Annotated in this window: 13 protein-coding genes and 1 pseudogene; 5 read left to right on the plus strand and 9 right to left on the minus strand. The window is 34.9% G+C overall.

The features are described from left to right. Positions 1 to 97: 97 nt before the first annotated feature. From MHH71_RS11675 to MHH71_RS11690, 4 genes and pseudogenes are all read right to left on the minus strand, one after another. Positions 98 to 256 (minus strand): annotated as a pseudogene (locus tag MHH71_RS11675) (IS6 family transposase); the annotation flags it as partial. 561 nt (positions 257 to 817) lie between these two features. Then, a complete protein-coding gene (locus MHH71_RS11680; protein ID WP_078211725.1) occupies positions 818 to 2,008 on the minus strand; it encodes an anti-sigma factor domain-containing protein in 1,191 nt (396 codons plus the stop codon). Then, positions 2,001 to 2,723, minus strand: a complete 723-nt coding sequence (gene sigI / locus MHH71_RS11685; protein ID WP_033798662.1) for an RNA polymerase sigma factor SigI — start codon at positions 2,721 to 2,723, stop codon at positions 2,001 to 2,003. Before sigI ends, MHH71_RS11680 begins: the two co-directional genes overlap by 8 nt. Before the next feature lie 78 nt (positions 2,724 to 2,801). Next, positions 2,802 to 3,863, minus strand: a complete 1,062-nt coding sequence (locus tag MHH71_RS11690; RefSeq protein ID WP_254853735.1) for a DUF5667 domain-containing protein — start codon at positions 3,861 to 3,863, stop codon at positions 2,802 to 2,804. Between the two features lie 579 nt (positions 3,864 to 4,442). On the opposite strand from MHH71_RS11690, the gene MHH71_RS11695 reads away from it, so the two are divergent. Then, complete coding sequence (locus MHH71_RS11695) at positions 4,443 to 4,646, plus strand: hypothetical protein (RefSeq protein WP_018766852.1); 204 nt, start codon at positions 4,443 to 4,445, stop codon at positions 4,644 to 4,646. Between the two features lie 59 nt (positions 4,647 to 4,705). Here MHH71_RS11695 and MHH71_RS11700 read toward each other — a convergent pair whose 3' ends face one another. Next, the gene (locus MHH71_RS11700) at positions 4,706 to 5,965 is read right to left on the minus strand and encodes an MDR family MFS transporter (RefSeq protein WP_033798655.1); all 1,260 of its coding nucleotides are present in this window, start codon (positions 5,963 to 5,965) and stop codon (positions 4,706 to 4,708) included. Between the two features lie 106 nt (positions 5,966 to 6,071). Here MHH71_RS11700 and MHH71_RS11705 point away from each other — a divergent pair, with 106 nt between their 5' ends. Beyond that, on the plus strand, positions 6,072 to 7,823 hold the full coding sequence (locus MHH71_RS11705; protein WP_006093654.1) for an SgrR family transcriptional regulator: 1,752 nt from the start codon (positions 6,072 to 6,074) through the stop codon (positions 7,821 to 7,823). Positions 7,824 to 8,112: 289 nt separating this feature from the next. Here the strand turns inward: MHH71_RS11705 and MHH71_RS11710 are convergent, their stop codons facing one another. Next, the gene (locus MHH71_RS11710) at positions 8,113 to 8,667 is read right to left on the minus strand and encodes an NAD(P)H-dependent oxidoreductase (protein ID WP_033798654.1); all 555 of its coding nucleotides are present in this window, start codon (positions 8,665 to 8,667) and stop codon (positions 8,113 to 8,115) included. 74 nt (positions 8,668 to 8,741) lie between these two features. Further along, a complete protein-coding gene (locus MHH71_RS11715; RefSeq protein ID WP_006093652.1) occupies positions 8,742 to 9,323 on the minus strand; it encodes an ester cyclase in 582 nt (193 codons plus the stop codon). A 166-nt stretch (positions 9,324 to 9,489) separates the two neighbouring features. On the opposite strand from MHH71_RS11715, the gene MHH71_RS11720 reads away from it, so the two are divergent. Together MHH71_RS11720 and MHH71_RS11725 are read left to right on the plus strand one after the other, a co-directional pair. After that, positions 9,490 to 9,834 carry a winged helix-turn-helix transcriptional regulator gene (locus tag MHH71_RS11720; protein WP_018782331.1) on the plus strand — a complete coding sequence of 115 codons (345 nt, stop codon included), beginning with the start codon at positions 9,490 to 9,492 and terminating at the stop codon, positions 9,832 to 9,834. A gap of 192 nt (positions 9,835 to 10,026) precedes the next feature. After that, positions 10,027 to 10,740 carry an SDR family oxidoreductase gene (locus MHH71_RS11725; protein WP_006093650.1) on the plus strand — a complete coding sequence of 238 codons (714 nt, stop codon included), beginning with the start codon at positions 10,027 to 10,029 and terminating at the stop codon, positions 10,738 to 10,740. 62 nt (positions 10,741 to 10,802) lie between these two features. On the opposite strand, the gene MHH71_RS11730 is transcribed toward MHH71_RS11725, so the two are convergent. Then, a complete protein-coding gene (locus MHH71_RS11730) occupies positions 10,803 to 11,258 on the minus strand; it encodes an N-acetyltransferase (protein ID WP_006093649.1) in 456 nt (151 codons plus the stop codon). A gap of 308 nt (positions 11,259 to 11,566) precedes the next feature. After that, entirely contained in the window at positions 11,567 to 12,061 is a 495-nt protein-coding gene (locus MHH71_RS11735) for an Lrp/AsnC family transcriptional regulator (protein ID WP_033797450.1), read from the minus strand. Between the two features lie 390 nt (positions 12,062 to 12,451). On the opposite strand from MHH71_RS11735, the gene MHH71_RS11740 reads away from it, so the two are divergent. Further along, entirely contained in the window at positions 12,452 to 13,363 is a 912-nt protein-coding gene (locus MHH71_RS11740; protein WP_006093647.1) for a DMT family transporter, read from the plus strand. The last annotated feature ends 37 nt before the right edge of the window (positions 13,364 to 13,400 follow it).

The raw sequence follows: 13,400 nt of genomic DNA on the forward strand, positions 1-13,400 counted from the left end.
CAAACGCAAACTATTTTAATAGATAGACCTTCTAGGGTTCTGGTGTGAAAATAGCTTAATAGGAATATAGAACAGTAATTTCCCGTTAACTTTGAGATCAAACGACTAATCCAAATAACTTATGAATGACTTCAACCTCATTTTGGGCAGATTTCACCCTTTGGTGAAGTTGCCCTTTTTTCATCATATGCATGGCTTCGATACCTCTCAAAATCAAGGTTGCTGTACGACATGATTTCAATTCTAATTGCTTTCTTCACTATACATATTCGGAGGAAATAAAAATTTTATGGGGGTCAAAAAAATATTTTTTTATAAAAATAGATAAACAATTTTTTTCAAAAATAAAAAGCTGACAATTTCATCAACTTTTTCATAGATTCATATGTAAAAATACTCGTATTCATTTTATCTCGCTATTCGCGGGCAGTAAAACCCTCACATATCAATATTCTTTATACAGTTTCATCCCACACCGACCAAGCCGCTTCGAACATATTTCCATCTAAGTCCCAAAAATAAAAATACTTAGCTTCATTATTCCCTAGCGTTACAATTTTTTCTACTCTTACTCTGGCTTTGAAATAAAATCACGATGCTTTGAATAAAGACGCGAAGTTCTTAAGAAAGTTGCGACGTTTCTAAAAAAGATGCGATGCTTTATCCCTTCACGTAAAGAATTCTAAGTGAATTTTGATTAAACTTTTTTATAAAAATATCATATTTTGGGTTATATAAAATATGTATTGTCCTTTACTTATTGGGAATTTTTCATTTAGGTCTTGATAAACAATGTCCCCTATACTTCTTAAATATTCTATGGATTTTTCTTTTCTTTCCCCTGATGTTGCGTGGCAGGAACGTTTTTGTCCTCTTTTTTATGCCCGTTGTTTTCGTTTATATTGCCTTTATTTTCTTGCTGAGACTCTTTATTTTCTTGTTTATATCCTTTACCGTTGTTTTCTTGCTGAGACTCTTTATTTTCTTGTTTATATCCTTTACCGTTGTTTTCTTGCTGAGACTCTTTATTTTCTTGTTTATACCCTTTACTGTTGTTTTCTTGTTGAGACTCTTTATTTTCTTGTTTATACCCTTTACCATTGTTTTCTTGCTGAGACTCTTTATTTTCTTGTTTATACTCTTTACCGTTGTTTTCTTGCTGATGCCCATTATTTCCTTTTGATTGCTGGGGTTGCTGTTCCTGGGATTGCTTTTGTTCTATTTGCTCTTGCTTCTCATATCTTTCTTCTTTTACAGGAGACAAATCCGATGATGCATCGGATGATGACTTTGGTTGCGAATGTATCTCCTGAGGGTGTTCCTCCTGATTAGACGGCAGTGCAGGAGGAGTAAGCGATTTCTTCTTCTCATTCTCTTGCTTTATATAGACGCCTGTGCTGACTCCTGCTTTCTTGGCATTCTCTCGCACTTGCATCGTACTGCTTTGATATACGACGGTAACATGTTTTGTCTCATACTCTTTCTTTAATCCTTGCATAGTCTTTTCCAACTGTGGTTCTAGCGACTTGTCCTTTGTAACAGCTGTTAGCATAACTTGCTTGTCTTTCGTTAAGTATCCATCCTCTTGACTTTGCTTTACAATGGTACGTACTACGTCTTGCAAAGGTTCATTTTTCCATCGTTTCATTTCTTTTAAAATGCGCTTTCCATCATCATTACAAGCTCGCAAATCTATAACACGAAGATCCTTTGTTACGCTCGCCTCTAAACTGGGATTAATATCAATTGAGACATAAGCGAATGCTTTTTCTTCCGGTTGGTTGTAGAAAAACAGAAACACACATAGAAAACAAGCAACAAGTAATGATGCAGGCTTTAAGAAAGAAGGGATTGAAAAACGCGGTACTCTTTGTTCTTGTACGTTAAACGAGATTTCCTCTCCAATCATATAAGAGTGCGATTTTCTTTTAAACGTAATAAACTCTCCATCCGGAGTTAAAATAACTACGCTATGTTTTTTTATATCCATCACAATCCCTTTATTCATCATGCTTCCCCCCTCTTATATAATCAAGAATATATGTATAGTTGTTTGCAAAGATAATACACATTGCAATAATGTATTTTCTATGCCGCTCCAACGTTTTACGACTTGCCCTAACACGCGGTTCAATGTGTTTAAGCGGTAACTTTTTCTTTCGGAACAGCTCTTCCATCATTTTCTCTTCTTTTATAATAATCTTTACAATTTCTATTAAGTGCTCACGCGTATCACGATGCTTTGGAGATTCCTTAGCAAGCTCTGAAAATGTGATTTTAAACTCAGCTAGCACAATTTGAAAATGAAGAATCTCCTCCTTACGGTTTCTGTTTTCCATCTCTTTCATATACTCCGTAAGCGATACCTGCATTTCTACCATTTCCTCTTGCTGGTCTTCTTTTAAAAAGACGAGATTATGCTTAGACTCCTTGCGTATATAGTCAATTACATCCCTTTTTATAAGAAGCTCAGCAAACGCTAGAAAAGATTTTCCTTTTTTATATGAATACTGTTCAATTGCTTGATTAAACGCAAACAATCCAATGCTGTATTCATCATCCTGCTCCGTAATATACCGGCGGCAGACAGACGAGATTGATTTTCGAATAAAAGGCCGATACTGTGCGATAAAAGCTTCCTTATCTCCTCCGTTGTTTTGTATGTTACATACGATATCTTCTATTTTCGGTTTTTTTATGATCTTCATCACTAAACTCAACACTAGTAATCCCCCTCCCTCCTTTTGCTTCAAATAGCAAAATGGTCACTAAAGAAGTGACCATTTCATCACATTTTCTTACTACTTTTCTTTGTGCTTGTCTTCTTGCTGTTGTTCATGTTTTTCGTGACCGACTTTTTTACCGTTGTCTTGATGATCATTCTTTTCTGTTTGACCCTTGTGGTTTGATTGCTCAAGCTTCTCATAAGAAACAGCCGGTTTATGTGCTGGTTGTGCTGGTTGTGCCGGTTGTGCTGGTTGTGCCGGTTGTGCTGGTTGTGCTGGTTGTGCTGGTTGTGCTGACTGTGCCGGTTGTGCTGGTTTTGCTGGCTGTGCCGGTTGTGCTGGCTGTGTTGCTTGTGTTGCTTGTGTTGCTTGTTCTGGTTGTGTTACTTGTTCTGGTTGTGTTACTTGTTCTGGTTGCGTTACCTGTTCTGGTTGTGCTGGAGTTACTTCTGTATTTTGATCTGCTTTCTTGTTTTCTTTTGCAATAGCGTCCGCTTGTTTTTCTTTCTCTTTCTCTTTCTCTTTCTCTTTCTCTTTCTCTTTCTCTTTCTCTTTCTCTTTCTCTTTCTCTTTCTCTTTCTCTTTCTCTTTCTCTTTCTCTATTTTAGCTGCAATCTTTGAAAAACTCTTCTCTATATTTTTGGTAATTGCAGCTTTTGCTTTCGGATTTTTCACTTGATCTAGCACTTTTGCTAATGCTTCGATGTTGTTTCCGATGTGCACTTTTACTTTCGCTGCTTCTTTTTCTTCTTCGCCAGCAGGTTTTTCTGTTTCTGCTTTCTCTTCGCCAGAAAGCTTATCTGCTTTTTTTAAGTCTTCCACCGCTTTTTCTAATGTATCTTGTGTAAGATCGCCTTTTCCTTTTTCAATTAGTACACTTGCTTCAGTAATTCGTTCCGCGGCTTGCTCAGACAATAGCTTCGCTTTCTCTAAATCGTTTGTCGCAAGAGCCATTTTAATATCTTCAACCATAGTTTTCACAAAATAAAAGACGTCACCTTGTACTAAAGATGTTTTTTCAGTTTCCGTTGTTTTTACCGCATCTGTGTTTTCGCTAGCATACGCTGCTGTTCCCATCAGAAACGGGCTGCATGCCATCATAGTTACCATAGTGCCTTTTAATAGTGTTTTTTTCATAATGATTTTTCCTCCATTTGCTTTCTTCACTATACATATTCGGAGGAAATAAAAATTTTATAGGGGTCAAAAAAACATTTTTTTATAAAAATAGATAAACAATTTTTTTCAAAAATAAAAAGCTGACAATTTCATCAACTTTTTCATAGATTCATATGTAAAAATACTCGCATTCATTTTATCTCGCTATTCGCGGGCAGTAAAACCCTCACATATCAATATTCTTTATGGGGTAGCACCACATCGCTATCAAGCCAATAAAACAAAATACGGTTCCGGTGCAAAAACTTCAAGATACATGCAAGTAACCTCTAAATCTTGGACATACTGATACTATTACTCTAAAAAAGGTGTGTGATCGGTATGAAAAAGGAAAAATTGTTCAAGTGGAAGCATTATCAACCTGATAGGATTTTTAGAGAGGCGTATAAGTATGAACTGAACACCCCTATTTTTAATCACTTTTTTAGGCATTTCTCATATAGTGAAAATGACTATGATTTTGATTCTTTTTATTTATCATCCATAAGTCATACAATTGTTTAGCACATATATAAATAAAAAGATGGGAGCCCTACGATGAACAACACTCAAACTTTAACGCCCCCAAGTAACTCTGAGGAAAACCAAAGAAATATTAGTTTGCAAACATTAAGGGTCATTGGACTCATTGTATTAATTAGCGGTTACATCATTGTCACACTCTCTGAAGTAGGTGAACTGAAGAACCTTTTAATGAACCCAAGCACTAGCAATACATTAGCTGAAGCAGACGCTTTTTAGAAAAAATGGTATATAAAAAGCGAATCATGATAAAAATGATTCGCTTTTTACATATTCCCTTATCCTATATGATGTATATTTTCTTCACTGTATTTTGTCCTATTAATTGCTTTCATAAATAACAAAATACTACTTATACCAACTAAAAAATATACAATGCTCATTCCCCATGATGCTATAAAAGAACCTAGCATAATCCCTAGTGCTCCATTCATTTTTGCCACCTGAAAGACCATACCATTGATTGCCATATAAGAACTTCGAGCATCATCTGGAACCATATCGGCCATAATGGATTGCCGAACTGGCACATACATCATCTCGCCGATTGTTTGGAAAAGCCCTGCTATTAATAAGATCCATAAGCTATTACTTGATCCAATTATTGTGAATCCAATTGTATAGATAAATAAGCCAACATATAGGATTTTCAAGTCATTAAAACGTTTCATCATTTTAATAACAAGTGCTGAAAATAAAACAATCAAAATCGTATTCTCCGCAGAAATCCAACTTAGCATCCGAATACCTGTTAAATCAAAACGAATATCATTTCCAAATGCAAATTGAATTGTTTCAAATTCCTCTTGCAAGCGTACACCTAAATAATTATTAAGCTGAAATTCTAACGATAACGTACATATACTTGCTAAACAAAATATCAAAAATGCCCGGTCTGTCATAACAACTTTATAACTTTCAACCATTTCTTTTAACACATGCTTCTTTTTTATCGTTTTCTGAGTTACATATACTTCTTCCATATATACTGAAATTAAATACAACGTTAGCAATGCTACTGCCGTCAATAATATAAAGAGTTGCAAACGATAATGTTCGAATAATAACCCTCCGAATATAGCCCCAATAGCAATCGATAAATTGATTGCCCAATAATTAATACTGTACATTACTTTTCTATTCTCCGGTGTACTCACATCAATTAGCATCGCCTCTGTTGCCGGGTTCATAAGTCCTGAACCAAGGCTATTTGTTAGCATAAACACAAAAGTGAGCCAAGGTGAATCTACATAATCTGAATTCGCAATTCCCATACAAGCGATAGAAACTACTTGTATCACTTGCCCTATAATCATAACCTTTTTTCGTCCTAATCGATCTCCAATATAACCGCCATAAAGCCCAATGACGAGTGCCGCCATTACGTTTATTAGTAATAAAACACCTGCAAGGACACTCCCGAGCTTTACTGAAAAATAAATCGCCATAAACGGGAAAATCATTGTTGATACAGTGCGTGTTAAAAATGATGTTATAATTCTAATTTTTATATTTCGATGCATACTCCAAAATCCCATTGTTTCTTCCCCCTTATGTGTATTCATTTTACTTTGAAAAAGTGGAAGAAAAAGGTTAGAATATTCTAAAGAATTTCCCCTTTTATTGGGAAGGAGTCGTTTAAACATGAAAGTGATGGACTATTATATTCAACTACGATTGCATGATCCAGAAAAACAGTACATGCAAAATAGCTTGCAAGAATTAGCCAATATTTTATATTGCAGTACAAAAAACGTAAAAATTTTACTGAGAAAAATGAATGAAGAAAAATTAATTACGTGGACACCAGGACGAGGACGGGGAAATAAAAGTGAAGTTCTCTTTCTCCATGCCATTTCAGAAGTGGTTATGCCCTATGCGGAATCCCTCTTACAGCAAGATAAATTAAAAGAGATATTCCTTCTTTTAAAACAACCATTTCCTGCTCCCCTTCGAAAAAGCTTAGAAAAAAAACTACAGCAGCACTTTGGATACCAACCTTTAAACGATATGTATGACGTGTTAAAGATACCTTGCTCGAGAAAAATATTGCCGCTTGATCCAGCATTTGCAGCTGTCACAACAGAGAGTCATCTCATTAGTCAAATTTTTGATACATTAGTTACCTACAACTATGTCACAGAAGAAATTGAGCCGCATCTCGCACATACATGGGAGATTAGTGACGATCAACTTACCTGGACCTTTTATTTACGAAAAGGCATTCAATTTCATCATGGGACAATCTTATCTTCCAAAGATGTTCAATTTTCATTTGAAAGATTACAACGTGTCCAATCTCCTTATACTTGGTTAACTGAAGAGATTGTACAGATTGAAACACCCTCACCGTTACAAATAAGCTTTCACCTCCGAAAGCCGAACTTGTTTTTTCTACATTATGTAAGTTCGATGCAATTAGCCATTTTACCGCATGATGTAACAATACAAAATCATCATTATATGGGGACGGGGCCTTTTAAATTACATAGTTATTATGAAGATCAAGTTGTATTAGAAGCATTTACAAATTATTTTAAAGAGCGCGCGTTACTTGATCGAATTGAGTTATGGCGTATTCCGGAACATGCACAAATACATACACATTATGAACTACCAAATACTGAACATACAAAAGAGCACGAAGTACAAATAGAAGAAACTGGCTGTATATATGCTGCATTTAACTTTACAAAACCTGGTCCACATCATGATATTTATTTTCGAAAAGCTTGGAGACAACTGTATGACGTTGAATCAATTATTCGTGATTTACAAGGAATGCGTACAATCCCAGCATTCAGTTTCTTTCCAGAGAGGAGTCGGATAGCAGAAAAACAATCCTATTCTTTACATAAAGCAAAAAGCTACTTACAAAAGAGTGCCTATCAAGGAGAAACAATACATATTTATTTCTTCTCTTTTAAAGATAGTGCTCATGATGCCATCTGGCTAAAAGAACGTTGCCACAACTTAGGTATACAAGTAGAATTGCATCCTTTCCCAGTCTCTGACTACTCGGATGACTCTATTGATCAAAATGCCGATATTATTTTAATGGGAGAAGTTTTTGCTTCTGATTTAGAAATCGCCTTTTTAAATGTATTTAAAAGTAAAAGCTGTTTTATCAATCGCTTTATGTATCCTCACTATCAAAAACAGATTGATTGTTTACTAAATACATTCTTAGCCGAAGAAAATAAGGAACATCGTTATAAACTTATATACGGAATTGAAGAATTCCTTCGAACGGAATATATTATTTTATTTAATTATCATGTTCTAAAAAAGAAGATCTATCCATCTTCTTTAAAAAATGTAACGATCGATTCTTTTGGCTGGACGGATTTTTCAAAGCTCTGGATTCATCCTACAGAATCAGCTAAAGAGTATTGAAATCAAATTACTTAACTATTTATATATATTCATTTTAAATTTCCGACATATAAGTCGCGGTTATGAAAACAAAAGAAGTTCTTCACTCATTTTCTCCTTCTGTTTTCACATAGCATGGAGCTAAAAAAGGAATTGACCGCTCCTACGCATGATCGGATCCTCTCTCCCGCTTAAAAGAAATGGTTTTATGTCGGTCTTTCAATCCGCATTTATATAATATGGATAACTTGCATAACCGTAAAACCTCAATCTTCAGATTGAGGTTTTACTAGCTATTTATTTTTAAAATTTAGGAAAGATTCACCACTTCTTTTACATGCATTTCAAGTTCTGCTAAAAACATATCAATATTAGGATTTTTGACTACATCATAGCACGCAAAACTCTTTAAAGGACTCATACCAATAAATTTCTGTACTCGGTGCAAATGACCAATTGCTTCTTCTAAACTCTGACCTTCAAAAAATTGTGAGGAATCTTGAAACGCTGTTTTAGGTGCATTCCATGTAGTGGAAAACATATATTTTTTCTCTGTTAATAACCCTCCTGCTCCATATTGATCTCCTCCTTTAAAAAAGAGGCCGTACTCATATACTTCATCCATATACGTTTTAAATAATCCTGGTACACTAAACCAATAAATTGGCGTTTGATAGATGATAACATCCGCCCATAAAAACTTTTGTTGTTCTTCTTTAATATTGTATCCGTCTTGAATAATCGTTGTTTTCACATGACTCTTTTCACTTAGTAGACTGACCATGCGATCAACCAATGTTTGATTTAATTTCCCTCGGTCTGCACTATATTTTTGATGACCATTTATTATTAATATATTTTTCATCATTTTCTTCCCCTTTATCTTTTATTGATTGAATTGCATATATCTAAATCCACACTTTTTCGTACCGCTATCATTTAGTTCTCAGCTACTACTCCAAGTTGTTGCATAAGAGTAAGGTTATCTTCTAGATGCCAATCTTCAGTAATTTTTCCATCCTTAATACGTAAAATATCAATGGCAAAAAAGTTAATCGGTTTTCCATCATGTGTTCCTGTAAAGGAAAGACGAGCTGTGACCTTATCACCAACCACTAATAAATCCTCAATTTTGCAATGTATATCTGGAACGACTTTACGAAAGTTTTTTGCAGCAAATGCTAAGCCTTCGGGACCTTGTGGGCGCCCTTTTGGCAACGTATTATCAAAGAATTTCTCTGTAACGGTTTGTGGAATAAGCTCCTCATTGCCAGTATCCCAAAATGCATAAAAACGTTGGGCTGCATGAATCATTGCTGTAGCTTCTTTTTGATTTAATGAAGGATCGATTGTCATTGTTTTAGGCTCTGGCTTGCCTTTCAACAATTGAATTTCACTTTTAGAAGCAGATATTTTTGTATTGCTGCACGCAGTAAGCACGGTACCGATTACGACAATGCAAATCACGAGAAAACTAAATGACCACCATAACTTTTTTGTTTGATTTTTTATTTTCATCATAGTCACCTCCTTAGTTTAGAAATCATTTGTGGTTCCTAACACTATTTTATATGTAGTAATTTCCCTTTTGGAAGTAGTGATATTTTTTTCATATAGTTACTAAAAGGATAGTTTTGTGATACTATAAAGCAAATCAATTCAAAAAATTTTTATGGAGGCTATTTCCATGAGCACTATAGATCCGATTGTATTAACGAAAGGTTCACCTGGTATACCTTGTCCTATTGCAAAAACACTCGACGTAATTGGAACAAAATGGACATTTTTAATTATTCGGGACCTTCTTATTGAAGGAACATTGCGCTTTAGTGATTTGCTAAAATCAATGGATGGTATCAGCCCAAAAACACTCTCACTTCGCCTTAAGGAATTAGAAGGCCAAGGTATTGTAACAAGAAAGGTTTATCCTGAAGTTCCTCCCCGAGTGGAATATACCCTCACGGATAAAGGGAAACAATTAGAAGGTATTTTTATCGAATTAAAGCGCTTTGGGCTAACTCTAGAAAACTAACAAAAAAGGACCCGTGGGTCCTTTTTTGTTAGTTAAAGTACTTTAAATTTTTTCCGCTCCGATTCCCCTTATATAATAAAAAACTTTCCGAAATGTAACTATATGAAATAAATATCACTACTTCAAATATGGAATTCTTCAAACTACAATGATGGCAACAAAGTAAAAACGAAATAATTAGGAGGCATAAAGATGCTAAAAGGAAAAAAAGTAGCTATTATTGGCGGGAGTTCAGGTATTGGTTTAGAAACAGCAAGATTGGTATTAGCGCAAGGTGCAGATGTTATTATCGCCAGCCGATCCGAAGACAAATTAAAAGAGGCACAAAAGGTATTAGCGGGAAATGTAACAACTTATACACTTGATATAACAAACGAGCAACAAGTACAGTCATTCTTTGAAGAAATAAATACAATCCATCATTTAGTTATTACAGCAGCTGAAACATTCGGAGGAGCTTTCCTTGATACAGAAGTAAGCAAAACGCGCCAGTTGTTCGAAAATAAATTTTGGGGACAATTCTATGCTGCAAAATATGGTGCACCTAAGATTACGAAAGACGGATCAATCACATTATTTTCAGGCGTAGTTGCCTATAAAACAATGGCTGGTTCAGCTACGCTTGGTGCAGTAAATGCAGCAGTCTCTAATCTTGGAGAAACATTAGCATTAGAACTCGCTCCTATTCGCGTAAATATCGTCTCTCCTGGCATTATTGATACACCGTCACGTAGCAAAATGCCGCTGAAAGCGCGGGACAAATTCTATAAGGAGATAGCAAATAAACTCCCTGTCAAACGAGTTGGACAGGCAAAAGATGTAGCTGATGGTGTACTATATTTAATGCAAAATCAATTTGTCACTGGAACTACTCTTCATGTTGAAGGTGGACATACATTAATTTAATTAACGAGGAGGCTATCCCCTCCTCCTTCTGTTTATCTTAATTATCTATTTCATACTAAACCTCAAATCACATACCGAATCATCGCAACTTCATCACAACAATCAAATTTCAGACAATGTCTGCAATCAATCCACACTTTTTCAGGTAGCGATTCCTTATCAACAAAATCAAATCCACACTTCTTAAAAAATGTAGTTTGATACGTTAAAGAAATGACCCTTCTTACCTTTATTTTAGAAGCCTCACTTATTACATGATTGACTAACATACGTCCTAGCCCTTTACCTGCATATGTATCCGATACGACTAATGATCGTATTTCGGCAAGATCTTCTCCTAAAACATGTAAACCAGCAACTCCCAAAATTTCTCCTTCCTCTTTCACAACATACAAACACTGTAAATACTGATAAAGGGACAAAAGTGAGCGCGGTAGAACAACTCCCTCTTTCGAATATATTTCTATTAAGTTATATATTTCTTTCACATCACTTGTAATTGCATTTGAAATTCGCATGATTTATCTCCTCAAATTAAATATTTATAACTTAAAATGAATAATAATTCATAAATTTATATAATAATACACCCATCCATCCGAACACGTCAATTATTATTCTGAATTTTAGATATACTCATTCCAAAAAAACAAGTCCTATATAAATCTATTTTGCTTTTTCAACATACAAGTCGATGCTATGAAAATAAAAAAAGACCTCTCTCATTTTCTCCCTTTGTTTTCACATGGCATGGGGCTAAAAAAGGCCCTGACCGCTTCTACGCATGATCGGACCCTCTCTCCCATCTAAAAAATGGTTTTATATCTCATTCAGTACTTGTTTTCGAATCTCTTATCGGTAATACTGTAGAATACTTAATTTCACGCAGCGCTAAGCTCGTTTGTATCCTTGTAATTCCTAACTTATTTAACTTCCTAATAAAATGCTCCAGTTCCTTTCGATCTCGGTTCGCGACTTTTAGTAAATAATCATATTCACCTGTTAAACAATGACACTCCAGCACTTCAGGCATAGATTCCAGTTCTCTTTCCAATACCTCTAGTTTTTCAGATTGATGAATATTCGTACTCATAAAAATAAAACACAACAAATCAAATCCAAGTTTCTCTTGATTTAGGATTGCGACTTGTTTATCAATGAAACCTTCCCCTTCTAGCCTTTTTATTCGTGCATGCATAGCAGCTGGCGACAAATTAACACGACGCGCAAGTTCGGCATTACTTACTTGTGACTCCTTTTGTAAAATATCTAAAATTTGTACGTCTAAATCATCTAACACTTTAATAACTGATGACTCCATAAAAAACCTCCTTTTCTTTACCGACGATTCTTCGGAAAAACATATAATACACTGAATGAAATTGAATAAAATTTCTTAATTATAACCCTTAACAAAACATTTTATTGAATTTTCACCATTATACAAAAGAATATATTAGATAACAAAGAAAAATGCTAAAATTATTTACAATTCATACGATATAAATCCATTTTGTGTTTTCAACACATAAGTCACTGCTATGAAAACAGAAAAGGACATACACTCATTTTCTCTTTTTGTTTTTTCTCGGCATGGGGCTAAAAAAGGACCTGACCGCTTCTATCCATGGACGGATCCTCTCTTCCCCCAAAAAAGAAAGGTTTTTTATCAGTTTTTCAATTTATATACTAATAAAAGGAGTTCCAAACTATGCCTTATTTTTATGTATTTTTATTATTGCTAACAAGCTTACTATGGGGGGGGAACTTTGTCGTTGGAAAATCTCTTGTCGATCATGCTTCTCCGATGACTCTCACAAGTTTAAGATGGATCATTGCGATTGTTTGTCTATTACCAATTGTTTGGTTTAAAGAAAAGAAACTTTTTCCACCGCGCGCTGCAATTCTTCCCTTACTACTTATGGGAGTCACTGGCGTTGTTCTCTTTAACATTTTTCAATTCTTAGCGTTAGAAGAAACATCCGCAACAAACGTTGGACTTATTTCTACGTTAAACGCGATTTCAATTGCACTCTTTTCATCTTTATTCTTAAAGGAAAAAATAAATATACTTCAAATTCTTTCTATGATTCTTTCTTTTTTTGGTGTAATTCTCGTCCTTTCAAAAGGAAATATTGCACTGTTATTTTCATTACATTTTAATAGTGGAGATTTGTGGATGATGGCTGCGGTTTGTATTTGGGGCATTTATTCTGTTTGTAGTAAATGGGCAACAAAAACAACTACGCCGATGATGGCGACTCTGTATTCAGGAGTTTTTGGCGTTATCATATTGCTTCCATTTAATATACCAAACTTTACGGTCTCTCATATTAATGCTTCATTTATCACTTCACTACTATACACAGGCTTAATTTCAACTGTGGTCTGTATGGTGTTTTGGAATATTGGCGTTCAAAAATTAGGAGCAACTACATCAGGTATCTTCCTAAATTTCAATCCAATTTTCACTGCCATTTTAGCGTTTCTTTTCTTAGGAGAAGAACTAACTTGGATCCAAATCTTTGGGACGATCATCGTTGTTACTGGCTGTTATTTATTTTCTCATTTTAAAACAGTTGCTCATCAGCCTAGCCAAACTTTAGTACGGCAGCACTCTTAATAGATCAACATCGCCATTATCTTTAACATAATGGCGA

Source organism: Bacillus sp. FSL H8-0534, from assembly GCF_038005885.1.
Classification (GTDB): domain Bacteria; phylum Bacillota; class Bacilli; order Bacillales; family Bacillaceae_G; genus Bacillus_A; species Bacillus_A pseudomycoides.